General features: G+C 67.6%; 26 protein-coding genes. 18 read left to right on the plus strand and 8 right to left on the minus strand.

Going from position 1 to position 23,782, the window contains the following annotated elements:
• Positions 1–4 precede the first annotated feature (4 nt).
• From AB0L60_RS41475 to AB0L60_RS41510, 8 genes are all read left to right on the plus strand, one after another.
• Entirely contained in the window at positions 5–865 is an 861-nt protein-coding gene (locus AB0L60_RS41475; RefSeq protein ID WP_364626198.1) for a TauD/TfdA family dioxygenase, read from the plus strand.
• Between the two features lie 35 nt (positions 866–900).
• Positions 901–1,953: a 3-keto-5-aminohexanoate cleavage protein gene (locus AB0L60_RS41480; protein ID WP_364626128.1), complete on the plus strand. Its 1,053-nt coding sequence runs from the start codon at positions 901–903 to the stop codon at positions 1,951–1,953.
• Positions 1,954–2,099: 146 nt separating this feature from the next.
• Positions 2,100–3,461, plus strand: coding sequence for an MFS transporter (locus tag AB0L60_RS41485; RefSeq protein ID WP_364626130.1), 1,362 nt, complete (start codon positions 2,100–2,102; stop codon positions 3,459–3,461).
• On the plus strand, positions 3,454–4,056 hold the full coding sequence (locus AB0L60_RS41490; RefSeq protein ID WP_364626132.1) for an alpha/beta fold hydrolase: 603 nt from the start codon (positions 3,454–3,456) through the stop codon (positions 4,054–4,056). The genes AB0L60_RS41485 and AB0L60_RS41490 overlap by 8 nt, the downstream gene beginning before the upstream one ends.
• Complete coding sequence (locus AB0L60_RS41495; protein WP_364626135.1) at positions 4,053–4,823, plus strand: CoA transferase subunit A; 771 nt, start codon at positions 4,053–4,055, stop codon at positions 4,821–4,823. Before AB0L60_RS41490 ends, AB0L60_RS41495 begins: the two co-directional genes overlap by 4 nt.
• A complete protein-coding gene (locus AB0L60_RS41500; protein WP_364626138.1) occupies positions 4,820–5,476 on the plus strand; it encodes a CoA transferase subunit B in 657 nt (218 codons plus the stop codon). The genes AB0L60_RS41495 and AB0L60_RS41500 overlap by 4 nt, the downstream gene beginning before the upstream one ends.
• A gap of 71 nt (positions 5,477–5,547) precedes the next feature.
• On the plus strand, positions 5,548–7,155 hold the full coding sequence (locus tag AB0L60_RS41505; protein ID WP_364626141.1) for a long-chain fatty acid--CoA ligase: 1,608 nt from the start codon (positions 5,548–5,550) through the stop codon (positions 7,153–7,155).
• Between the two features lie 92 nt (positions 7,156–7,247).
• Positions 7,248–8,012 (plus strand): hypothetical protein, encoded by a 765-nt coding sequence (locus tag AB0L60_RS41510; RefSeq protein WP_364626144.1) that lies wholly within the window; start codon positions 7,248–7,250, stop codon positions 8,010–8,012.
• Between the two features lie 10 nt (positions 8,013–8,022).
• Here AB0L60_RS41510 and AB0L60_RS41515 read toward each other — a convergent pair whose 3' ends face one another.
• Positions 8,023–8,388 carry a hypothetical protein gene (locus AB0L60_RS41515; RefSeq protein WP_354832891.1) on the minus strand — a complete coding sequence of 122 codons (366 nt, stop codon included), beginning with the start codon at positions 8,386–8,388 and terminating at the stop codon, positions 8,023–8,025.
• A gap of 25 nt (positions 8,389–8,413) precedes the next feature.
• Positions 8,414–8,785 (minus strand): helix-turn-helix domain-containing protein, encoded by a 372-nt coding sequence (locus AB0L60_RS41520; RefSeq protein WP_364626148.1) that lies wholly within the window; start codon positions 8,783–8,785, stop codon positions 8,414–8,416.
• Positions 8,786–9,243: 458 nt separating this feature from the next.
• On the opposite strand from AB0L60_RS41520, the gene AB0L60_RS41525 reads away from it, so the two are divergent.
• From AB0L60_RS41525 to AB0L60_RS41535, 3 genes are all read left to right on the plus strand, one after another.
• Entirely contained in the window at positions 9,244–10,158 is a 915-nt protein-coding gene (locus tag AB0L60_RS41525; protein ID WP_364626151.1) for a hypothetical protein, read from the plus strand.
• A 225-nt stretch (positions 10,159–10,383) separates the two neighbouring features.
• A complete protein-coding gene (locus AB0L60_RS41530) occupies positions 10,384–11,013 on the plus strand; it encodes a hypothetical protein (RefSeq protein ID WP_364626154.1) in 630 nt (209 codons plus the stop codon).
• A gap of 116 nt (positions 11,014–11,129) precedes the next feature.
• Positions 11,130–11,921 (plus strand): SAM-dependent methyltransferase, encoded by a 792-nt coding sequence (locus tag AB0L60_RS41535; protein ID WP_364626157.1) that lies wholly within the window; start codon positions 11,130–11,132, stop codon positions 11,919–11,921.
• A 61-nt stretch (positions 11,922–11,982) separates the two neighbouring features.
• Here the strand turns inward: AB0L60_RS41535 and AB0L60_RS41540 are convergent, their stop codons facing one another.
• Positions 11,983–12,591 carry a GNAT family N-acetyltransferase gene (locus AB0L60_RS41540; RefSeq protein ID WP_364626160.1) on the minus strand — a complete coding sequence of 203 codons (609 nt, stop codon included), beginning with the start codon at positions 12,589–12,591 and terminating at the stop codon, positions 11,983–11,985.
• Between the two features lie 4 nt (positions 12,592–12,595).
• On the minus strand, positions 12,596–13,552 hold the full coding sequence (locus AB0L60_RS41545; RefSeq protein WP_364626162.1) for an MBL fold metallo-hydrolase: 957 nt from the start codon (positions 13,550–13,552) through the stop codon (positions 12,596–12,598).
• A 47-nt stretch (positions 13,553–13,599) separates the two neighbouring features.
• On the opposite strand from AB0L60_RS41545, the gene AB0L60_RS41550 reads away from it, so the two are divergent.
• The gene (locus AB0L60_RS41550; protein ID WP_364626165.1) at positions 13,600–14,040 is read left to right on the plus strand and encodes a MerR family transcriptional regulator; all 441 of its coding nucleotides are present in this window, start codon (positions 13,600–13,602) and stop codon (positions 14,038–14,040) included.
• A gap of 90 nt (positions 14,041–14,130) precedes the next feature.
• A complete protein-coding gene (locus AB0L60_RS41555) occupies positions 14,131–14,745 on the plus strand; it encodes a DUF4232 domain-containing protein (protein WP_364626168.1) in 615 nt (204 codons plus the stop codon).
• Positions 14,746–14,755: 10 nt separating this feature from the next.
• On the opposite strand, the gene AB0L60_RS41560 is transcribed toward AB0L60_RS41555, so the two are convergent.
• The gene (locus tag AB0L60_RS41560) at positions 14,756–16,084 is read right to left on the minus strand and encodes a cytochrome P450 (protein WP_364626171.1); all 1,329 of its coding nucleotides are present in this window, start codon (positions 16,082–16,084) and stop codon (positions 14,756–14,758) included.
• Between the two features lie 137 nt (positions 16,085–16,221).
• Between AB0L60_RS41560 and AB0L60_RS41565 the strand changes: the two genes are divergently transcribed.
• Positions 16,222–17,370: an epoxide hydrolase gene (locus AB0L60_RS41565; protein WP_364626174.1), complete on the plus strand. Its 1,149-nt coding sequence runs from the start codon at positions 16,222–16,224 to the stop codon at positions 17,368–17,370.
• A gap of 56 nt (positions 17,371–17,426) precedes the next feature.
• The gene (locus AB0L60_RS41570) at positions 17,427–18,080 is read left to right on the plus strand and encodes a 1,4-alpha-glucan branching protein (protein ID WP_364626177.1); all 654 of its coding nucleotides are present in this window, start codon (positions 17,427–17,429) and stop codon (positions 18,078–18,080) included.
• A gap of 52 nt (positions 18,081–18,132) precedes the next feature.
• Here AB0L60_RS41570 and AB0L60_RS41575 read toward each other — a convergent pair whose 3' ends face one another.
• Positions 18,133–19,410 carry a GH25 family lysozyme gene (locus AB0L60_RS41575; RefSeq protein WP_364626180.1) on the minus strand — a complete coding sequence of 426 codons (1,278 nt, stop codon included), beginning with the start codon at positions 19,408–19,410 and terminating at the stop codon, positions 18,133–18,135.
• 205 nt (positions 19,411–19,615) lie between these two features.
• On the opposite strand from AB0L60_RS41575, the gene AB0L60_RS41580 reads away from it, so the two are divergent.
• The 3 genes from AB0L60_RS41580 (at position 19,616) to AB0L60_RS41590 (ending at position 22,822) form a co-directional block, all read left to right on the plus strand.
• Positions 19,616–20,791: a helix-turn-helix transcriptional regulator gene (locus AB0L60_RS41580; protein ID WP_364626183.1), complete on the plus strand. Its 1,176-nt coding sequence runs from the start codon at positions 19,616–19,618 to the stop codon at positions 20,789–20,791.
• A gap of 20 nt (positions 20,792–20,811) precedes the next feature.
• Positions 20,812–21,378, plus strand: coding sequence for a DUF308 domain-containing protein (locus tag AB0L60_RS41585; protein WP_364626186.1), 567 nt, complete (start codon positions 20,812–20,814; stop codon positions 21,376–21,378).
• Positions 21,379–21,949: 571 nt separating this feature from the next.
• A complete protein-coding gene (locus AB0L60_RS41590; RefSeq protein WP_364626189.1) occupies positions 21,950–22,822 on the plus strand; it encodes an NAD(P)-dependent oxidoreductase in 873 nt (290 codons plus the stop codon).
• Positions 22,823–22,954: 132 nt separating this feature from the next.
• Here AB0L60_RS41590 and AB0L60_RS41595 read toward each other — a convergent pair whose 3' ends face one another.
• Together AB0L60_RS41595 and AB0L60_RS41600 are read right to left on the minus strand one after the other, a co-directional pair.
• On the minus strand, positions 22,955–23,341 hold the full coding sequence (locus AB0L60_RS41595) for an alpha/beta hydrolase (RefSeq protein ID WP_364626192.1): 387 nt from the start codon (positions 23,339–23,341) through the stop codon (positions 22,955–22,957).
• Positions 23,342–23,579: 238 nt separating this feature from the next.
• Positions 23,580–23,702: a hypothetical protein gene (locus AB0L60_RS41600; RefSeq protein ID WP_364626195.1), complete on the minus strand. Its 123-nt coding sequence runs from the start codon at positions 23,700–23,702 to the stop codon at positions 23,580–23,582.
• Between the last annotated feature and the right edge of the window lie 80 nt (positions 23,703–23,782).

A 23,782-nucleotide genomic window follows, 5' to 3' on the forward strand; every position in this document is an offset into this window, starting at 1 on the left:
GACGCTGCGCTGGTCGACCGGCGTGACACCGCTGACCTGCACCATCGGCGCCGAGCTGACCGGCATCGACCTGGCCGCGGCGGCGCACGACGACGATCTTTTCGCCGAATTGCGTGCCCTGCTGCTCGAATACAAGGTCGTGTTCGTCCGCGATCAGGACATCAGCCGCGCCGACCACGTCGCGCTCGCCCGTCGCTTCGGCGAGCTGGAGGACCATCCGGTCGCCGGCAGCGACCCGGACCACCCGGGCCTGGTGCGCATCTACAAGGATCTCGACAGCGCGCCCGAGCACTACGAGAACGCCTACCACTGCGACGCCACCTGGCGACAGCATCCGCCGATGGGTTCGGTACTGCGCTGCGTCGAGGCGCCGCCCGTCGGTGGCGACACCATCTGGGTGAACATGGCCGAGGCGTATCGGCGTCTGCCCGACGAGGTGAAGAACCGCATCCAGGGCCTGCGCGCCCGGCACAGCATCGAGGCCAGCTTCGGCGCGGCCATGCCGCTGGAGCAACGTCACGAACTGGCGCAACGCTTTCCGGACGCCGAGCACCCGGTGGTGCGCACGCACCCGGAGACCGGCGAGCAGATCCTGTTCGTCAACTCCTTCACCACACACCTGGTCAATTACCACACCCCGGAGAATGTGCGCTTCGGCTTCGATTACGCGCCGGGTGCGGCGGAGCTGCTGCACTACCTGATGCGGCAGGCCGCGGTCCCCGAATACCAGGTGCGCTGGCGGTGGACCCCGAACAGCTTCGCCATCTGGGACAACCGGTCCACCCAGCATTACGCGGTCCAGGACTACTGGCCCGCGGTCCGAAAGATGGAGCGCGCCGGGATCATCGGCGACCTCCCGTACTGACATCCGTTCCAGCCCACTCACATTGGAGTAAACTCATGCACTTTCACGACGATGCGCTGTTCCCGGAGGTCCAGGAGAAGCTGGTCATCACCGTCGCCCCCTACGGCCCGGAATGGGAGCCCGACGACTTCCGCGAAGACCTGCCGCTGACCATGGACGAGCACGTCCAGCAGGCGGTCGACTGCTATAACGCGGGCGCTACGGTTCTCCATATCCACGTGCGGGAACTCGACGGCAAGGGCTCCAAGCGGCTCTCGAAGTTCAACGAGCTGCTGGGCCGGCTGCGCGAGGCGGTGCCGGACATGATCCTCCAGGTCGGCGGCTCCATCTCGTTCGCGCCGGAAGGTGATGGCGCCGACGCCAAATGGCTCTCCGACGACGCACGCCACATGCTCGCGGCGCTGGATCCCAAGCCGGATCAGGTCACCATCGCCATCAACACCAACCAGATGAACATCGTCGAGCTGATGACCGACGACGACATCGCGGGGACCTCGTTCACCCGCCCGGAGGTGTACGAGGCCTACCGTGAGATGCACGTGCCGGCGGGACCGGGCTGGGTGGAGGAGCACCTGAAGCGATTGCAGGCGGCCGGAATTCAACCGCACTTCCAGCTCGCGAACATCGCACAGCTCGAGACGGTGGAACGGCTGATCCGCCGCGGCGTCTACACCGGCCCGCTCATGGTGACCTGGGTCGGCATCGGCGGCGGCTTCGACGGACCCAACCCCTACAACATGATGGAGTTCATCCGCCGGGTCCCCGACGGCGCGGTGCTGACCCTCGAGACGCTCATGCGCAGCGTGCTGCCGGTCAACACCATGGCCATCGCGATGGGTCTGCACGCGCGCTGCGGCAACGAGGACACCCTCTGGGGGCGCAAGGGCCAGAAGATGACCTCGGTGCAGCAGGTCGAGCAGCTGGTGCGCATCGCCGGTGAGCTGGGTCGCGAGGTCGCCACCGGCAAGGAGGCGCGCGAGATCTACAAGCTCGACGAGCACTATGCCGACGCGGACGAGACGCTCGCCAAGCTCGGATTCGCGCCCAACCGCAAGCCGGGCCAGGTCGGCTTCACCCACCACGCCTGACCAGCTCGCACCGGGCCGCATCTCGGGTCGCTGATCAGGCAGGGCCCGATTTCCGGGGGCATACGGCCGACGGTCGTGTGCCCCCGGTTCCCCCTCTAACTCCGGTGTGCACCACCGTCTCGCACACCGGATACGTAGGAGCACCAATGGAGTTGCACACTACCGCCGCCGGGACGGACGGCCAGCCGGCCGCCGCCCCGGCCACGGCGGTCGCACGGACCCGCCGGGCGTATCCGTGGCTCGTCTTCGCGCTGGCCTTCGGTCTGCTGCTGGCCGATTACATGTCGCGCCAAGTCCTCAGCGCGGTCTTTCCATTCCTGAAAACCGCATGGGGACTGTCGGATTCGCGGCTGGGCTCGCTGAGCAGCGTCGTCGCGCTGATGGTCGGTCTACTGACGTTGCCGCTCTCGCTGCTGGCCGACCGCTGGGGGCGGGTGCGCAGCCTGGTCCTGATGGCGGTGCTGTGGAGCGCGGCCACCCTGCTGTGCGCGGCGGCCGCCGACTACCCGCAGATGCTCGGCGCCCGCTTCCTCGTCGGCGTCGGCGAAGCCGCCTACGGCAGCGTCGGAATCGCCGTGGTACTCAGCGTATTCGCGCCCCGCATGCATGCCGCGCTGAGCGGGGCGTTCATGGCGGGCGGATCGTTCGGCTCGGTGCTGGGCGTGGCGTTCGGCGGGGTGATCGCCGTGCACTTCGGATGGCGGTGGTCGTTCGCTCTCATGGCGGTCTTCGGACTGATCCTGGCGGCGCTGTTCCGGGCGGCCGTCAGCGAGGAGAAGCTCACCCGGTATGCCGCCGACCCGGCGCCCAGCCCGGAAAGTGCGGCGGGCCTTCGAGTTCCGGTCTCGACACTGTTCACCAATCCGGCGGTCCTGTGCGCGTATGCGGGCAGTGCTTTGCAGATCTTCACCGCAGCGGTGCTGCTGTCGTGGATGCCGAGCTTCTTCGGCCGCTACTACGACCTGGCCCCGGACCGGGCCGGCGCGGTCGCCTCGGTGTTCGTGCTGCTCGTCGGCGCCGGAATGGTGGGCTGCGGGATGATCACCGACCGGGTCGGCCGCACCGATATGGCCCGCAAATGGACCACGGCCATCGTGTTCTGCGCGATCGCCCTGGCCTGCCTGGCAATCGGTTTCGCCGTCGGGCACGGCCCGCTGCAACTGCTGCTGATCGGCGTCGGGGCGTTCTTCTCCGGCGGATCGTCGGGACCGGCCGCGGCCATGGTCGCCAACCTCACCCACCCCTCCGTCCAGGCTTCGGCCTTCGGCACCCTCACCCTGGCCAACAGTCTGCTCGGCCTGGCACTGGGCCCGTTCGTTGTCGGCGTCCTCGCCGATCACCTCGGATTGGCGAACGCGCTGCGGCTCGCGCCGCTGACCTATCTGTTCGCCATCGCCGCACTCGCGCTGGGCAAGCGCGCCTATCCGGCTGGGCTACGCAGGCTCGCCGCGCTCGACTCCGACGTATCGCATCGACCTTCGAAAGGACTTGTCGCACCTCATGAGTGAGACCACCACACCGACCGTTGTAATCGTGCCCGGTCTGCGCGACCACGTCGCCGACCACTGGCAGACTCGGCTCGCCGACCAGCTGGACCGGGTCCGCACGGTGCCGCCGCTGGAGCGGGACAAGCTCTCCTGCGCCGCCCGCGTCGCCGCCCTCGACGCGGTGCTCACCGAGATCGACGGGCCCGTCGTGCTCGTCGCCCACAGCGCCGGTGTCATGATCACCGTGCGCTGGGCGCAGCAGTCCACCCGGCCCGTGCAGGGCGCGCTACTGGCCACGCCCCCGGATTTCGAGACCCCGCTACCGGACGGGTATCCCTCCCGCGAGGAACTGGACGCCAACGGATGGACGCCGATTCCCTGGCGGCGCTTGCCATTTCCCAGCATTGTCGCCGCCTCCACCAACGACCCGCTGGCCACCTACCGGCGAGTCTCCGGGATGGCGGAGGCGTGGGGGAGCCGACTGGTCGATCTCGGCGAGGTCGGCCACCTCAATCCCGCCTCGGGATACGGGGATTGGCCGCGCGCGGCCGAGCTGCTGCGAGAACTCGTCGAGGAGACGATGCCGGCGGCGGCCGCACCGGAGGCCGCCCGATGACGAAGGTCGCCGCATCGGCCGCGGCCGCCGTCGCCGACATCACCTCGGGCTCCTCGCTCGCGGTGGGTGGATTCGGGCTGTGCGGTATCCCCGACGCACTCATCGACGCGCTCGCCGCCCGCGAGGTCACCGATCTCGAGGTGATATCCAACAATTGCGGCACCGATGCGCACGGCCTCGGAATTCTGCTGGCGGACAAGCGCATCCGTCGCATCACCGCCTCCTATGTGGGCGAGAACAGCGAGTTCGCCCGCCAGTATCTGGCCGGCGAACTGGAGGTCGAGCTGACCCCGCAGGGCACCCTCGCGGAGAAGCTGCGGGCCGGCGGCGCGGGCATTCCGGCGTTCTTCACGCCGGCGGGGGTCGGTAGCCCGGTCGCCGATGGCGGGCTGCCGTGGCGGTATGCCGCGGACGGATCGGTCGCGGTGGCCTCGCCCGCCAAGGAAGTACGCACCTTCGGCGGTGGCTGGGGTGAACGGCGTTATGTGCTCGAAGAAGCGCTCACCGCCGACTTCGCGCTGGTGCACGCCCGCATCGGCGACACCGAGGGAAACCTGGTGTTCGAGAAGTCGGCCCGCAACTTCAACCCGCTGGCCGCCATGGCCGGACGCTGCTGCATCGCGCAGGTCGAGTATCTGGTTCCCGCGGGCGATCTCGATCCAGCGCGCATCCACCTGCCCGGCGTCTTCGTCGACCGGGTGGTGCACACCGGACCGCAGCTCAAACACATCGAGAAACGAACCGTCGCCCAGGAGCAGTCGGCATGACCACGGCCACTACGAATCTGGGCTGGTCCCGCACCGAAATGGCCGCCCGCGCCGCACACGAACTCCGCCCGGGCGAATACGTCAATCTCGGCATCGGACTGCCGACCCTGATCCCGAACCATCTGCCCGCCGGCGTCCGCGTCACCCTGCACTCCGAGAACGGAATCCTCGGCACCGGACCATATCCGGCCGCGGCGGACATCGACGCCGATCTGATCAACGCAGGCAAGGAGACCGTCACCACCCTGGCGGGAGCGTCGTTCTTCGACTCGGCCACCAGCTTCGGCATGATTCGCGGCGGGCACATCGACACCGCCGTCCTCGGCGGGATGCAGGTCTCGGCCGCCGGCGACCTGGCGAACTGGATGGTCCCCGGCCACATGGTCAAAGGTATGGGCGGGGCAATGGATCTGGTGCACGGGGCCGGTCGCGTCCTGGTGCTCATGGAACACACCGACAAGACCGGAGCGCCGAAGATCGTGTCCCACTGCACGCTTCCATTGACCGGCGAACGGGTTGTGCACCGCATCATCACCAACCTCGCCGTCATCGATGTCACCCCGGCCGGTCTGATGCTGCGCGAATGCGCCCCGGGTATCACCGCATCGCAGGTGCGGGCCGCCACCGGCGCACCGCTGTCCGTCGTGCCCTGACCGGCCGACTCCTGGTCGTATCGAAACACTCTGCACCACAGTATGTTTCGCCGATCCTGTGAAGGAAATCCATGCTCAATCTCGCCGTGCTACTCGAGGACACCGCCCGGCGTCGCCCCGGCAAACACGCCGTCGTGCTCGGCGACCGGCGCCTCACCTACGCCGAACTCGACGCCCGCGCGAATCAGGTCGCGGATCTGCTCGTCGCCCGCGGCATCGCGCCCGGAGACAAGGTCGCCCTCTCCTGCCCGAATGTGCCGGAATTCCCGATCATCTACTACGGGGTTCTGAAGGCCGGCGCGGTCGTCGTACCGCTCAATATCCTGCTGCGCTCCCGTGAAATCGCGTATCACCTCGACGATTCCGAGGCCGACCTGTACTTCTGTTTCGAAGGCACGGGCGAGCTGCCGATAGGGGAGTACGGGCGCGAAGGGTTCCGGCGCGCGGCGCGCTGCCGCCACCTCATCATGATCACCGATGATCCGGCCGGATTGTCGCCGTATCCGGAGATCGAGACCCTCGCCCAGGCGGTCGCACAGCGCCCGGAGCGATTCGGCACCGTGGCTCGGCGCTCCGACGATACGGCGGTCATCCTCTACACCAGCGGAACCACCGGCCGGCCCAAGGGTGCCGAGCTCACCCACTCGAACATGCTGCTCAACGCTCTGACCGCGAACCGGTTGTTCGACAACACCTCTGCGCGTCACGACACACACCTGGTGGTGCTGCCGCTGTTTCATTCCTTCGGCCAGACCCTCAGCATGAACGCACCGCTCTCCGTCGGGGCCACCCTCGTGTTCATGCCGCGGTTCGACGCTGCCACGGCGCTGCGGCTGATGGAGGACGAGCAGATCACCTTCTTCGCCGGCGTGCCGACGATGTACTGGGGACTGCTCAACGCCGTCGAGGAGGGCAGCGACACCGGCCGCATCGTGCGCACGCTGCGCAAGGCGGTCTCCGGTGGCGCGGCACTTCCGGTCGACATGCTCTCGCGATTCACCCAGCGCTTCGGTGTGCAGATTCTCGAAGGCTACGGGCTGTCGGAGACCTCCCCGCTGGCACTGTTCGCCGATCCGGACCGCGACCCGCGCCCCGGATCGATCGGAGTTCCCGTGTGGGGCATCGAAGCCCGCCTCATCGACGCCGACTGGAACGACATCACCGGCACCGGCGAGATCGGGGAAATCGCGGTGCGCGGCCACAACGTGATGAAGGGCTACCACAATCGGGCCGAGGCGACCGCGGAAGTCATGCAGGACGGCTGGTTCCGCACCGGCGACCTGGCCCGGCGAGACTCGGACGGCTTCTACTATATCGTCGACCGAGCCAAGGACATGATCGTGCGTGGCGGGTTCAACGTCTACCCGCGCGAAATCGAAGAGGTGCTGCTCACCCATCCGGCGGTCTCGCTGGTCGCGGTCGTCGGTGTCCCCGACGAGCACTACGGCGAGGAGATCAAGGCCTGCATCGTGCGGCGAATCGGCACGGCGACAACCGAAACCGAGCTCATCGACTGGTCCCGTGAGCAGTTGGCCGCTTACAAGTACCCGCGAATCGTCGAGTTCACCGACACCTTGCCGATGACCGCCAGCGGCAAGATCCTCAAGCGCGAACTCGTCGCGGCCCATACCGCCCCAGGGACAACGGTTCTCGCGAACAACACAGCCTCCGGCGTTTGACCGCCGGATGCGGGGGCCGCCATAAACCCCCGCTCACCACGGGCGAGGTCCGCAGGGCCGCGCCCGATTCCATCAATGATGATGAGGTACCCATGAAGATGAGGAAATCCGCAGTAGTCGCCGCATTCGCAGCGACTGCAGTGGTCATTCCCGCCGCAACGGCCTACGCGGAACCGACCGCTGGCGGCGAATCCGCGCCGGTGGCATACGAAGTCACCCGGCAGGGCGACTCCGCCGTTATTACCGTCAGTGACGGCACGCTGCGCCGTCTGGACGAGCAACTGGTGCTCTTCGACCGCCACGACCGACCCGTCGCCGCCCTCCCGCTGACCTACCGCATCGACGACACCGCCTACCCTGTCACCGCCCGACTCGACGGCTCGACCGCGACCCTCACACCGTCGAAGGCCAACCCGCAGCAGATCACTCGGGTAGACGCCCGCGACGTCGTGACCGTCGACCAAGCGGCAACCCAAGTGGCCGAATCCTTTACGCCACGTGACGCACAAGCCTTGGGTGCGTTCGCGCAACGCGTCGCGATCGGTGCGGCCGTCAGCGCCGTGCTCGGTGCCGTCCTCGGCGCCGGTGTCGGCTGTCTGGTCGGCGGTGCCGCGGGCGCCGTCATCTCCAGCCCCGTCATCGCTTTGCTGGTGCCTTTCGTCGGCGCCACCGTCGCCGGATGCGTGCTCGGCATGGCAACCCTCGGCGCGGTCGGTTCCATGGCCGGCATCGTCCTCGCCGGTGGCCCCGTCACCCTCTTCTCCGCCATCCAGTACTTCTCCACCATCCTCACCCCCTGCCCACCCGAACTCCCGTACTGCAAGGACCCGGCGCAGCCTGCGCCACAGGCGAAGTAGCCGACGCTGCTTATCCGTTCGCGCCGGAACTGCGGGCATCCAGTTCGGCGCGGGCGGTCGCGAACCACGCCTGGGTACCGACCAGACCGGCTTCGATGTCCTTCCGGGCGCCCTTGAAGCCGTACAGATCGCCGGCGAATCGGGTCAGCACCGACCCTTCGTGCTCGTCGAGTTCCTCCAGCAGGTCGCCTTCCTCTAGCAGGTAGGCGACACCGGCAATCTCGCCGCTGGTCCACACGGATCGATAGTCGTCCCACCCGTTCCGCCTGACCGCAAGCGCCCGTTCGACAAGGTCTGCTCGCAGCGCATCTCGTTCAGCGTCGGTCGGCTGCCGAGTCTTGAGATGGTCCCAGTTGATCCGTTCTGCGTCGGACACGTCGGATCCCGTCCTTCCGGGTCGGTTATGGGCGGTACTGCGCAAATGTATGCCGCAGTCGTGATCTTGTCGCCGCTCGGGCCACGAGTCGCCGCATCTCATCTCGGGTTCCGGGTCCATGCCGACCGCTTCGGCGACGTCGGCTGCCAACAGTATGGCCGACTGCCCTGTGCCCCAGCCCAGGTCGAGGAGTCCCCCTCAGCACTCCGGCCTTGGACCCGAAGTGCGAGTAGATCGTCTGCGGTGCGACCCCTGCCTCGCGGGCGATGCTCCGAATCGACGTACCCGTGTATCCGCTCTCGGCGAAGAGCCGGCGTGCGGTGGTCAGGATGATCCGCAGCGTCAGTTGCTCACGTCGATCGCACAAGCGGATCACGCTGGATTGCTCCGCCGACATCTACCCCTCCCGTCAACAACCTCACGAGAAGTGGTACGCGCGTACATGTGTGCCCAGTTTTTGAGAGGTTTCGTTGTAATTCCGTAGCGTGCGCGCCAACCAAACGTAAACGAAACTGAATCAGGCGTTTTCAGGCGGAGTGCGGATTCTGACCACCGATAACGTTCACTTATCGGGTGTCAGAAGGGTTCGGTTTGATTTGGAGCGCTTCAGGTTTCGTTTCGTGTTGTTCCGTTGGATTCGACGAAACCAACGCTACGATTTCTGTTGTGTCGAGCATCTGCAACTACCCCGGCTGCACCAAACCGATTACGCGTGGCGGAGGGCCGGGGCGTCCGTCGGAATACTGTGATCACCCGGAGCACACGCGCTGGCGGGCCTGGCGAGAGCGGCAACGGCAGCAACAAGCCGAGGGGGAGACGCCCCCGGCGAATGTCACTGTGACGCAACGGGGGCCGGTGACTGTGGCTCGGCTGCGGGCCGATGAGCTGCTCGGACAGTTCCGAGCGATCGCCGAACAGCTTGGGACGACGCTCAATACCGCCGTGGCGGAGTTGTCGACGCTGGCCGATCCGGCCGTCGCGGAAGCTCAGGTCCAGGCCGTGCAGGCGGATGCGGCACGGCGGATCGCGGAGGCGGAGATGGCCACCGTGGCGGCCGAGCAGGCGCGGCGGGAGGCCGAGGAGGCCCGGGCGGCAGCCGAATCGGCGGCCGAGGACGCGGCGCTGGCCGCAGAGGAAGCCGAGAGCCGGATCGCGGAGGCGCTCGCCGCGCGCGACGACGCGCTGAAGGAAGTCGAGCGGGTAACGAAGCAGGCGGCCGACGATGTGTTCGCCGCCCGGGCGGAGGCCGAAGCCGAGATCCGCACCATCCGGCGGGAATCCGCCGAGGACATCGAGCGGGCGCGCCAGCAGGCCGGCGAGGACATCGAACTGGCTCGCTTGAAGGCGGCCGCGGAGGTCGAGCAGGTGCGCCGGGACGCCGCCCAGCGGATCACCGCGGCGGGCGCGGAACGCGATCTCGCCGTACAGCGTGCCGCCGATGCCGAGCGCACCATCGAACGGGCCGAAGCCGCTGTGGCCGAACGCAGTCAGGCGGTCGCCGACACTCGGGATGAACTGAAGACGGCCCGCGCCGAGCTCGATCGGTCGCGGACGGAACTCACCGAGGTGCGCCGGCAGGCCGCCGCCGACTTGGCCGCGGTGCGTACGGAATCGGCGGCCGCCGTCGACAAGACCCGGCAGGAGACCGCCGAACGGCTTGCCGCCCTGGACGATGCCCGCACCCAGACCCTGGCCCGTGCAGAACGCGCCGAAAAACAGCTGGATGCCCTGCTCGCGCAGCGTGATCCGGCCTCGGTGGTGAAGCCGTGAGAGTAGCGTCGGCACTCAATCGATAAATCGCAGGTACCTGATCGATAAGTGGCCCATGGAAATAGGGGCACCGAGCACGATAGCGTCCGGTTGCTGGAGCCCTTAGGGTCGAGCGGGGGGTGTTAATGCCCCTGGATTCAAGGTTGCCGATTCGGTTCTGGATCGGCGAAAGATGTTCGTGCAGCGGATGAGTCGGGGCTGGGGCTGCACCCTCAGGAGGAATCGATGTCCGCTCTGGCGGAATGGCGTGGTCGGTCGCTCCCGCAAACGGCCATGCGTATCGCGGTGCTGATGATGACACCGGTGGTCGCGCTGGTGGCGGGTTGCTCGAGCGACTCGGGAAAATCGACCGCGAGCGCGACGACGGTCAAGCCGTCGGCCAGCGTGACGAGCACGGTGGCGGTCTCGACTACTTCCGGTGCGCCCGTGGCGAGTCCGGGTGCGGGCCGGCCGGTCGGGGGAAGTCCCGTGGCGGGCTCGCCGGGCGGCGTGGCGCCGGAGCAGCAGCCCCCGGGCGAGTCGCCCGATACCCCGCCCGTGTCCGACTCGGCCCCCGGCGGAACTCCCGCGCCGGACAGTTACGTCAAGTGCACCGACAAGATCAACTATGTCGGTGACCCGCGCAGTAATGCCGAGATCAACCGTCTCGGTGAGATACTCGGCCATTGCCCCGATCCGGTTTCGGCGTCCATAATCCCGACGCCGACCACCACAGTCGCCCCGACCACCACCACGGATCCGGGAACCGCCGCACCGATCACGACCACGACGACCGCGCCCCAAACCACTACTCCCGCACCGACAACCACTGCGGCGGCGCCGACGACCGCGGCCGCCGCGGGCGCTACGCAGTAGGCACGATCCGTCGTTCGGAGCGGCTCGCGATGTTCGGGTGGACGGCGCAGGACTTCCTGGTGGATAGCGGTATCGTCGATGAGGAAAGAGGGGTGTGACACTTGAACATCAACGCCATGCGAGCGCGGCAGTCCCGGCCGAGCGTGGCACGCGTATACAGCTACGTACTCGGCGGGCGCGACAACTACGGTGTCGACAAGGATGTCGGTGACTACTTCATCGAGGACCTACCCGGATCCGAGCGGTTGGCCATCACCAATAGGGACGCTGTGCTCCGGGCCGTGAAAGCCATGGCGGCTGCCGGGATTCGCCAGATCATCGATATGGGTTGCGGCCTGCCTGCCAGCGTCAATGTGCACCAGGTGGTGCGGCAGGTGTATCCGGATGCCCGCGTAGTGTACGTGGACGACGATCCGTTCGTGGCCTCTCATGGACGGGCGCTGCTGGCCGTGGATGACGGAATCGTGGTGCTGGAAGCGGATATTCGTGATCCGGACAGCATCCAGAAGCATGCCGACGTACAGCGTGTGATCACATTCGACGAGCCGGTGGGCATCCTGTTCGGAATCACCCTCAGCTTCGTCAATGACGAAGAGGATCCGGCCGGCGTGGTTCGGTACTGGTCGGATCGCTTCCCTTCCGGTAGCCGGGTCTATATCTCACACTTCCGTTCCGGCGCCACCCGCGAGGCCGTGGCGACCGCGAACAAGATCGTGGAAGCGTTCGGTCGCGGCCGTTTCCGCACCGAACCGGAGATCGAGTTCCTCTTCGGTGCACTCACACTGGAGGAGGACGGCCTGCGCCCATGCGCCCAGTGGCGTCCCGATCCATCGGAGTCCGACGCCGGCAATCCGGAGCTGACAGTCTGGGAACAGCTGGTGGTCGGCGGCATGGCCCGCAAACCGTAACCCTGTCACGCAAATGCGGTGTTGCCGACCGAATCCCGTTCGGCAACACCGCATTTGCGTGTCAGCGCGGAGTGCGCCACATCGGCCACAGCGGTGGACCGCCGCGGGTCGCATCGAGGGTGCCGGTGACGTCGAAGCCGAAGCGTTCGTAGTACGGGACATTCTGAGGTTTGCTGGATTCCAGGTAGGCGGGGATGCCCTCGGCGTCGCACCGCTCGAGGCGGGACCCCATCAGCGCCTGGCCGTACCCCTGACCGCGGACGCTGGGCAGCGAGCCGATGACGGCGAGATACCAGTGCGGTTCGCGAGGATGGGCAGCCGCCATGCGGTCGGCGAGCTGGCCGGCCATGAGCAGGCGGTGCCGGAAGGCGTAGGCGAGACCCGGCAGCTGGGGCGGCATCGCGGTGTCGGCGACGTGCCAGTGGCCGGGCGGGGCCCAGAGTGCCGCGCCGACTATGGAATTCGCATCGTTGCAGGCCACCTCGACACCGCCCAGGGGAACGAAGTGGTGGCGAGCCTGGGCGGCGAAGAGGGCGGCGGCGCGGCGGGCCCGGGTGGCATCGTCCCGGATCAGCCACGTGATGAGTGGATCGTCGGAGAACGCGATGCCGAGCACGCGCGCCAATTCGGGAATGTCGGACATTTGCGCCGGGCGCACGGTGATCCCCATGCGTTCACGGTAGCTGTTCGGCGGCCTCCCCATGAGGTGCGACGAGCTGCTGTGCCGCATCGTGATCATGGGTGGGGATCACCGGCAGGAGCCGTTGCGCCAGGTGCAGCCGGTGCAGGGTTTTGAAGGTCAGATCGCGATTCTCGTCGACGAAAATGCCTGGGAAACCGGACTTCTGGCGCACCTTCTCGATCTGCAACGCATGCCAGGCGGCATCGCCCGCCAGCAGGATCCACCCGCGCGCGGTATGCGCGAGCAGGCCCACGCTGCCGGGCGTGTGCCCTGCGAGATCCACCAGGACCACGCTGCCGTCACCGAACAGGTCACGGCTGCGGGTGAAGGTGAGCACCGGCGGGCCGTCGAGGTCGTACTCGACCGTGGGGCGGTCCACCAGTGCATCGCGCACACCACCGACCGGCGCGACCGGCCCGGTCATAACCCAGTCCTTCTCTGTGCTGTGGAGGTGAACCGGCAGCCCCGGGAAATCGAGGAGTCCGCAGACATGGTCCCAATGCGCATGCGTGGGCAGGGCGAAGTCGAGCGCGGGCAGGGTGGGCTGGGACTGCAGGCCGGTGATGGTCGGGATTGTCTCGACGGGCGGGCGCACGACGGGACGAATGACCGCGGGCAGCTGCGCGATGGCGCGGTGCTCCGCATCGATGCAATAGCTCGGGTCGACGATGAAGGTGGCGTCGGGGTGCTGGACGACGAAGGAGGTCAGCGAGCTGGCGATGCGTCGCGGTGTGAACACCCCCTCCACGATCGCCGCGGTCGGCGCCGAGCGCGGAAACTGCGGCAGCGCCGTGACCCTGACGGTGCGCTCGGGCGCCGGCAGCCCGGCATCGGTGATGGACCGCAGGAACCGCTGATCGATGGGCCGCGGCCGGACCGCGCCGTGAATGGAACTCACTGCCGCGGTGCAGCATTGGATGATGGTGGACTTGCGCACTGGATCGGACATGCTGGAACGCTAATACTTAAGGTCGACATGAAGTAAAGGGGTAAATCGTGGCCATAGCCCAGGACATGAGAATCGGTGACGCCGCCGCCGCGCTCGGTGTGGAGACGCACGTGCTACGGCACTGGGAGTCGGTCGGCCTGCTCGCGCCGCCGCGCAGCCCGTCGGGCCACCGCAGCTACAACGAACACATCCTCGACTACGCCCGCATGATCCAGACGCTGCAGCGAACCGGACTGTCACTGGACCAGATCCGGCAGCTCGGAGTGAGCGGGTATGACGGCCGGCGGGACATGATCGCCGACCGCCGCGCTGAGGTGCGCGAGCGCATCGAACTGCTGGAGGCGACGGACCGGTTCCTCGAGCACCTGCTCGAATGCGCCCATCCGATCATCAGCGAATGCCCCGACTGCTCGGGGTTCGTGGCGCGGGCGCACGCGCGACGAGCCGCGGAGTTCCCGGACCGCCCCCTAGGCTGGGCGGTGGAGTGAGCGCTCACACTCGCGCGGCGTGAACCGATACCAGGTGTGGGGACGCCGGGGGCCGCTCTTCAATGTTCCCGGACCGGGAGGAGTTGGGAAATGCGCTATCGCACAGGGATTCTCGCCGCTCTGGGGATCCTCGCACTCGGCCTGGCCGCCTGCTCGTCGAGTGCGTCCACCACCTCACCACCGGCGATATCACCGGCAGACACGAGCGGGGCCCCGGTCGCGGGCGCGAGCGCCGCGGCTCCCGCCACCCCGCCGAGCTCCCAGGAGGCAAAGACCACGGTCCCGGCGCGGCAGGCGGCCTGCGGTGCGGGCCAGGTCGACGTGACCGCCGATGTCATGTCCCCGGCCACCGGGCACCGGGGTGTGAAACTCACTTTCAGCCTCGCCGCCGGCGCGGCCCCCTGCACGCTGACCGGCTATCCGGGCGTCGACACCGGCGCGGGCGGCCCACTGCGGCACGCCGATCGGACCCCGCGCGGATACATGGGCGGCCTGCCGCAGGGCAGCGACGAACCGCCCACCGTGACACTGGAATCCGGTCGTCCGGGCGCGGCGGTCGTCGAGGGCATCGCCGTCGACGCCTCCGGCAATCACTGCCCGCTGTACACGAATCTGCTGGTCACACCACCGAATTCGACCGACACCCGCGCTGTCTCAGCGACTATCGACAGCTGTGCCCTGCACGTGCACCCGGTCACCGGGTAAGGCCGGGCAGCTACACCCGAACGGTGTTGTCGGTGGTGACCACCACGCGCGCGCCGTGCGCCGGAACGTGGGTGATATTGCGCATCCGAGACGGTTCGCTACCTGCCCCGTCGGGCAGTGAAAGCTGGTGGCGGGTCAGGATTTCCCGCAGCACCGCCGTGCCCTCCATGAGCGAGAACCCCGCACCGATGCAGCGCCGCACCCCGCCGCCGAACGGCAGCCAGGTGTTGGCGGCGACCGAACCGTCCAGGAATCGTTCGGGCCGGAAGGTCAGGGCGTCCGGGAAGGCTTCCGTGCGCCGATGCGCCAGCAGGATCGAGGTCGCGACCACGGTCCCCTTCGGCAGTTCGTATCCACAGAGTGTCATGTCACGGGTGAGTCGCCGTCCGGTCCCGCTGATGACGGTGTGCAGGCGCATGGCCTCCTTCAGCACCGCCTCGAGGTACTTCTCGTCCCCGTCGTGCGCCGCCCGGCGTGCCAGGTCCTGAACATCGGGATTGGCGGCCAGCTCGTGGCAGGCCCAGGACAGCGCCGACGCGGTGGTCTCGTGCCCGGCCAGCAGTAGTGTCACCAGCTGGTCGCGCAGTTCCTCGTCGGACAGCGGTGCGTCGGTGGAGTTCTCGCCGGAGCCGACCGCCAGCAGCCGCGACAGCACATCGGTGCGCGCCTCCAGGTCCGGATGCGCGCGCCGCTCCGTGATCTCGCTGTAGAGCAGCTCGTCGATGGCGTTCTGGTTGTCGCGGAAGCGTTTCCACGGCCCGCGCCGTTCCAGGAACGGATACTTCCAGCCGAAGAAGATGATCGGATCGATATTGACGATCCGGCGCAGCCGCGGCGCCAGCTGGGCGCGGCGGCGTTCGTCGGTCATGCCGAACACCACCTGCATGATGACATCGAGTGTCAGGTCGTTCATCGCGTCGAGCGTGTGCACCGTCGACCCCGACACCCACCGGTCGACATGCGCCGCGGCGATGGTGTCGACCACCCCGCGATATCCGCGCAGCGACGAGCCGACGAACGCCGGCATGAGCAGCCGCCGCGCCCGCGCGTGCTCCTCCTCATCGGTGAGCAGCAGCGAATGTTGGCCCATGATGTGCACCAGCAGTCGATTGCCCTCGCCGGCATGCAGATCCGCGGGGTCGGCGGCGAAGATCTCGCGGATGTGCTCCGGCCGCGAGAACACCACCAGGTTCTCGGCATAGGGCGCGACCAGATGGAGCGTGAAGACGTCGCCGTAGCGGCGCGCGGACCGGCGCAGCAGGGTCCCGCGCCATTTGCCGTAGAGGGCGGTCTGCACCGCGCGTGGCAGAGGCGGTCCCGGTGGAAAAGCGGTGCCCACGATGCCTGATCCCTTCACCCGGCCGCCTCGCTGCGGCTGAAACGCTTGTCCAACAGCGTAGAACGCGGGCGAACCCGAGGGGAATCCGCTGACGGTATAGGACAGCACCTGACCTAGTTGATTCCTACCGTGGACGCATGACGATTTTCGAGCCCTTCCGAATCGACATCCCGGCCACCGACATCGAGGACCTGCGGACCCGCCTGGCCCGCACCCGCTGGCCCGCCGACCTGCCCGGGGTGGGCTGGACCTACGGCATTCCGACCGCCTACGTGCGGGAGCTGTGCGAGTACTGGGGGAGCGGCTACGACTGGCGCGTCCATGAGGCCGAGCGCAATCGCCACCCGCAGTTCCTGACCGAAATCGATGGCCAGCGCATGCATTTCGTGCACATTCGCTCGCCGGAGCCGCACGCGCTGCCGCTGGTGTTGGTCCACGGCTGGCCCTTCGAGGATTTCACCGGCATGATCGGCCCGCTCACCGATCCGCGCGCCCACGGCGGCAATCCCGCAGATGCCTTCCACCTGGTCATCCCGACCCTGCCCGGCTTCGGCTTCTCCGGCCCCACCCACCGGCCGGGGGACGCCTCGACCGAGCGCAGCGCGGAACTGATCACGAACCTCATGGCCGCGCTGGGTTACGGGCGATACGGGGCGCACGGTGGCGACGCCGGGTCCTTCATCGCACCGCAGTTGGGCAGGATCGCGCCGCAGCACCTGGCCGGTATCCACCTCAACGACCCGATCACAGTCCCGGCCGGGGACATCGACCCGGCCGACCTCAGCGCCCGAGACCGGGAGAAGCTGGCCCGGTACCAGGACTGGAACCGGTTGGAGACATCCGGCTACGCGGGCATGCACTCCACGCGACCGCAGACTCTCGCCCCGGCGATGTCCGATTCGCCGGCCGGGATGCTGGCGTGGGCCCTGGATGTGGTCAACACCTATACCGATCCGGCGAAGCCGACACCCGATGCGGCGATCGACCGCGACCTGCTCCTCACCGATCTGTCGATGCTGTGGTTCACCGACACCGCCGGCTCCTCCATGCGGCTCTACAAGGAATCCCGGCATTGGGGTGCCGCACCGGCCGATTCCGGCGTTCCCACCGGTGTCGCGGTCTTCCCGGGCAGCAGCAGTATTCGCGCTGTCGCCGAGCGCCGGAACACGATCGTGCACTGGTCGGAATTCGATCGCGGCGGCCACTTCGCCTCGATGGAAGCTCCCGATCTACTGACCGCCGATCTGCGTGACTTCTTCCGAAAGTTGCGCGAACCTAACGAATAACGCACCGCCGCAAGAAGTTCCGCCGCTATCCCGCCCATCTCTGGCAGGATGGCGGCATGGCCGAGATTCACAGGACGACCATGGCGCCCACCAAGCTGGAGCTGCTGGCGCGGTGGCTGCCCACCCGGCACTGGTACTCCGGCGCCGAGTCGCCGGTGCTGTCCAAGTCCGGCGGCTTCCGTCTCGACGATCCGGGGGGCGAGGTCGGCATCGAGCTCATGGTCGTCACCGACGCCTCGGGCGCGGAACCGGTGGCGTATCTGATTCCCATGACCTACCGCGGTGCGCGAGCCGAGGACCTCGACCACGCACTGATCGGCACGTCCGAACACGGTGTGCTGGGCCTGCGCTGGCTCTACGACGCCGCGCACGACCCGGTCTTCATCGAGCAGGCCGCTCTGCTGCTGACCGGCAAGGCCACCGCCCAGGACCAGAGCACGAGCGACACCCCCGACCTGACCGTGCACGTGGTCCCCGGCGACATCCTCTCGCCCGCACCCGGATTTCGTCCGACGGTCGTCGACACCGACACCCACACCGATATCGCCTTCGATTCCGACCGCTCGACCAACGCGGGCGCGGAGCTGATCCGCGTCCACCGCCGCCTCACCACCGGTCCGGCGCTCGAGCGCGACCGCAGCCATGCCGACGCGCTGTGGTCGGCCGCGAACGGCACCTCGTCACGGGGTGTCTTCCTGAGCGCTCCATAGCCGCGGGCCGGCCGGTGACGCGCGGTACGTCACCAGCGAACCCGGCCGTGGCTCAGTCGTGTTCGATGTCCTTCTTGATCTCGCTGAGGGCGTCGACCGGAGTCAGGTTCTGGCCCAGGGAGTTCTGCCCGAGCTGGGGCCAGCCCTTGCCGTCCTGTCCGAGCAACTGGGTCCAGATGTCGCGCAGCATGCGGCGGTCGTCGTCGGTGAAGCTCATGTCGTCTCCTGTGAGTAGGGCGCGGAATTGGTCGGGGCTGCCACGGAAGGCATCCACGTCCAGGGAGCGACCGGCCACCGAGCCGCTGTCGCTGAATTGGAACACCGCGACCTCGGCGCCGCCGTAGGGCTGCCAGCCGATGTCGTCGTCACCGGGGTAGATGACCGATGCGTAGCCGGAGCGGCCGTCGCCATAGTTCGAGGTCATCAGCGGCGGAATTCCGCTCAGATCGGGTGAGCCCATCGTGCCTTCCCAGTACCAGTGCGGCAGGTACGAGAGCGCGACGTGCACACCACGGTTCTCGATAGCGGTGCGCACCGCCTCGAACACGCCGATGTCGCCGGAGTTCAGCTCGTGGTCGAGCATGGCCGGGATGCCGTGATCACCGAGATGATCGACGAACAGCGCGGCCTGGGCGTCGGCGTCGACATCGCCGCGCACGTAGTGATAGCCGACGAGGATCTTGCCTGCCGCCAGGGTTGCGTCGCGGAACGCGGGCCAGGAGTCGTCGGTGTAGTAGTCGCCCTCGCTGACCTTGGCGATGACGAACTCGAATCCCTCGGCGAAGACCTCCGTGAGGTCGAGCCCGTCCTGGTAATTCGAGATGTCGATGCCGAAAATCGTTGCGTTGGAAGTCATATCGGGTCCGTTCTGGTCGAGCGCGGGCGGCTCGGCGGCATCGCTCAGCATGGTGAGAGGGTCCAGGCGATCCGGGCCCGGCGGCACCCACGAGTACCGGTGCCACTCGAAGTGCAGGTGCGGGGCGACGCCGCCATTGGTGCCGGAATCGGGATTGACGTGGGCGATTCGGTGCCCGGCCTCGACTCGGCTGCCCAGCTCGACCTCGCGGACGATGTGCCCGTAGACCGTGGTGCCCCCGCCGTCCGCCGCCGGATGGTCGACGACCAGCCGGCCGGCCGGATCGGGTCCGCCGAAACCCGTTGCGGCACCGGCGTACACGACCGTCCCGCCCTGTGAGGCGTACACCGGCTCGCCCCCGCTGCCGCCGTCCTTGCCGAAGTCCACGCCCCAGTGGAAGCCGTCGTCGCGCGGCCCGAATCCCGAGGTGACCAACCGCCCGGCGCCCATGGGCCAATACCTGGTGAAAGCCATGAGTCTTCTCCCCCTTGCGGTACAGCCGATCCGGTGCCCGTCCGTTTGCTGTGACCCGAGTAAAGCGGGATCGCCCATCCGATTCCTCACCCGAACAGATGAATTTTCCCTGTGATAACTCGCCGCTCTCGGCCGATAAACTGGTATCACCTCCGACCGGGGCTCGGCGGCCGGGACGTGATCGTTCTTGATGGGGGGCGGGACAATGGACATGGGGGAGGCGGGCATCTCGCTCGTTCGCTTTTCCGAGCTGATCGCGGAGATCAACCGTGCCACAGGGCAGCCCGGCGCGTGGACACGCGCACTGCGAGCCATCACCGACAGCCTCGGCGGCCACCACGGCTGCCTCGTCACGGCACAGGGCGGGCGGCGGTACATGATCGCGAGCACCACCGAGGGGTTGCGGGACAGCTACAACGAGCGCTACGGGCGCATCGATCCGTTCGCGGCCGTGCTCGAATCCGCGCTCACCGCAACGGTGCTCACCGGTAGCGAGCTGATCCCACCGGATGGCGGGCGCCGGCATCCGTTCTGCACCGGCTGGGCCGCGCCGCACGAGCTCGGGGACGGCGTGTTCGCACGGCTGGCGACGCCGGGCTCCTGGATCGCCGTCTTTCCGCGCGCGGACCGTAACCTGGACCGCGTCCTGGCCGAACGGGTGCTGAGGTTGTTCCTGCCGCACCTGGACCACGCCCTCGACGTCGCCGCGCGACTGACCGATGCCGTCATCGACCGGGATCTCGCGCTCAGCGTGCTCGACCGCCACCGGCACGGCCTGGCCCTGGTATCCGGTTGCGGCCGGGTCGATTACGCCAACCCGGCGGCGCTGGCGATATTGCGGGCCGGCGACGGTCTGCGCCTGGGCGCCCTGGCGCGCCTGGAATCGAACGACCCCGCGATGTCGAGTCGGCTGCGTCGCCTGCTGGCGGCGGCCGTGCAGGCCGGCCCGTCGAATGCCGCGGCCCGCCTGCTCATTCCGCGCGACCGCGACCGGCTGCCGCTGACCGTGTCGATCCTGCCGCTCTGCCCGGGTTCGCAGGAGTCACCGCGCCGCGCGGCACTGATGGTGATCGTCGATCCCGAACGTGAGGAGCCGGGCGGCCGTGAAACCCTGCGCGAGCTCTACGGGCTGACCCGGGCCGAATCGCAGGTCGCCTTCGAGGTTCTGCGCGGCAGTGGGCTGGCGTCGGTTGCCGAGGAGCTCTATATCTCGGTCAATACCGCACGCACCCACCTGCGCCAAGTGTTCGCCAAGACCGGCACCTGCCGGCAGGCCGAGCTCGTCCGCCTGCTGTCGTGCGTGCTCTCGGGTGCCGGGCAATTCGCCGACGGGCGACGCGCCCGTGCCGGTGAGAACGCAAACGTCCAGTTACCTGAGTGAATCGGTCATATCATTTATGCATGCCCGCCAACCGGATCGAGGGGCGAACCGATGTATTCGCCGACTGGGCTTGGCAGTCGCTGGTCGTGACCGGCGGCTGCTCGGTGGTGCTGGGGGTGGTGATGGCGGTGTGGCCGGACAAATCGCAGACGGTGGCGGGGATTCTGTACGGGCTCACGCTGGTGGCGTCGTCGGCGGTGCAGTTCGTCGTCGCGTTCGGGGCGCGGATCGCCACCGCGTTGAAGGTGCTGGAGGTGGTGAGTGCGATCATCGCGCTGGTGCTGGCCGCCTGGGCGTTCACCAGCGGTGAGTGGGTTGCGTTGCTGTCCTTGTGGATTGGGATGGCCTGGGTGGTGCGGGGCATCGTGCAGGCCATTGTGGGCGTGTGGTCGGAGCAGTTCGCGGGGGCGGGCCGGCTGGAGGTGGTCGGGCTGTTGACCCTGGCCGCCGGTGTGGTGATCGGGGTGGTCCAGTTCGAGTCGCTGACATCGCTGTCGATCGTGGTGGGCCTGTTGACCATCGCCCTGGGTGTCTCGGAAATCCTGCTCGGCGTCCGGGTGGAACGCGAGGTCGTCGGAACCGCCTGACAATTGCCGGGGTCGAATACCGGATCGCTCTCGCGTAACTGACCAGTCTGAAATTCGTCAATTGCCCAAAATTTGCCGTTAGGTTCGGATTGTTCATGTGCTCGGGTAATCGATCGCGCGACGGATGCCGCCTTTGCGATGCCTCCCCGGGCTGTTTCGGCCCATCCTGGCCCGGGCCGTTTCGACGCTGTCCGAGGCAGTGGGTGCATCTCTGCATCCGGTGCTGTCCTATCTCGACACCACGCAACCGCTCACCGCGGCAACCGAATACATCGATTCCTTCGATCACGGCCAGCGCTTCAGCCCGTACCTGACCGGGTTCCTCTATGGCGACACTCGCAAACGCCGCATGGCGCTGCGGTTCGAGCAGGTCTCAGGGCGAGCCGGCCTCCCGCAGCGCCAGGCGCGTGGCCTCGATGCTCGCGCGGTCTCCTCGAGCAGCCGCTGTTCGTCCCGGAGCTGTGAACCGAGGCGGTCGGCCACTGATTCGATCTCGAATCTGGGCCAATGTGCTGAGTGCAAGCCGAAATCCGTTTATCCGGATACATCCAGGCTCGGTAGGGTTCGGTGGGTGGCGAGGATTGCGTTTCTGGGTGTCGGGCGTATGGGTGCGGGGATGGCGGGGCGGCTGGTGGCTGCCGGGCACGAGGTGACGGTGTTCAATCGGACGCCGGAGAAGGCGGACGAACTCATCGGGGCGGGAGCGGCATTCGCGGCGACCCCTCGGGAGGCGGTGCATGGCGCCGAGGCCGTTTTCGCCATGGTGACCGACGATGACGCCTCGCGGGCGGCATGGCTGGGCACGGATGGCGCGCTGGCGGGGGAGTACGCGCCGAGCGCATTCGCGGTGGAGTTTTCCACCATCTCCCGGCCGTGGGTGCTGGAGCTGGCGAAACATGCTGCAGCACATGGTCTTCGTTATCTCGACTCACCGGTGACCGGGCTGCCGGATGCGGCGGCTGCGGGGCGGCTGACGCTGTTCGTCGGCGCGGACGCTGCGCATCTCGACGCGGCGCGTCCGCTGCTGGCGCCGCTGTGCATCGACATCGTGCATTTCGGCGCGGTCGGGGCGGGCACGAGCTACAAGCTCATCCAGAATCTGCTGGGCTCCATCCAGATCGCCGCCACCGCCGAAGCGCTGCGCACCGCCGAACTCTCCGGACTGGACCTGGCCGTCGTCACGGACACCCTCTCGCGAGGTGGAGCGGCCAGCCCCACCGTCATCCGCATGTGCCAGGAAATGGTAGCCGGCGTCCACGACCGCGATATCGCCTTCACGGCCGCGCTCCGACTGAAGGACACCCGAATCGGCGTCGAACTGGCCGATGCGGTCGGCACCCCCGCCGCCCTCGGCCACACCGCCGAGCAGATCTTCCAGCGCCTGGTCGACGCCGGGCACGGCGACCTCTCCGAAACCAAACTCATCGACCTGCTGCGCAACTGAAACCTCGATCCGCCACCGCTGCACGCGGTCGTGAGGGTGGCGGGCCAGCTTGACGGGGTCCAGGCGGTCGGGCGTCCGCCGGGGTTCGCGTGGATCCCATCCGACTCGAGCGGCTCGGCTTCGCCGTCTTGATCAGCTGTGGTGTTCGGTCAGAAACCCGACAATTCGGGGGACGACATGCTGCCCGTGCGTCATCACTCCGCCGTGCGCGGCCTCGGGAATCACGCAGAGTTCGGCACCTGGGATGCGATCCACCGCCAATTGTGCTTGGGCAGGACCGAATAGCGGATCGAACTCGAACGCGACGGCCAGCACCGGTACCTCGATCTGCTCGAGTCGATCCATTCGCTCGTTGGTGCTCGAGCCGGAGAGTTCCCCGTCGAGGCACCAGGGACTCCGGCTGAATGCTGGATCTGGCACGGTTTGCGTGATTGCCCCGTTCGAAATACGCTCGGGCGCTTGATAGTTGAAGATGTCGCGGGTGCTCTGATCTTGGACCGGTGGCGGTCCTGTTCCCACATCTTGCCCAGCTGTCGATCGAGCGTGTCTACGCTTCCGACCGGGTGTTGTTCACGATGGATGAAAGCCGTCGAGGCCGACGACCTGCCGGCCCTTTGGCGGGCCGGGGCACCGTGCGGCCGACCGAGGACCGGACATCCGATCGCGTCTCCGCACCGACATCGGATCCTGCTCCGTCGGCTCGGCACTGATGATCTGGGCATGAGAAGTGAACGGGCGCAATACATCCGAGGGGAAATCAGGGCAGATCGTAGGCGGTGGCGTGGCGGGGCTGATACAGGCCGATCTCGCCGGCGCCGGGCACCTTCAGCATGGTGAGCATGCCCCAGCCCGCATTGGTGACCTCAGAGCCTGGTGACAAAGGGTTAAATGGTGGCCAGGGTTGGCCCGTAGAGGGCCGGCCCGAGCTTTCTGATATGGCCTTGATGTGACCACTGCGAC

Source organism: Nocardia sp. NPDC051981, assembly GCF_040680715.1.
GTDB lineage: Bacteria > Actinomycetota > Actinomycetes > Mycobacteriales > Mycobacteriaceae > Nocardia.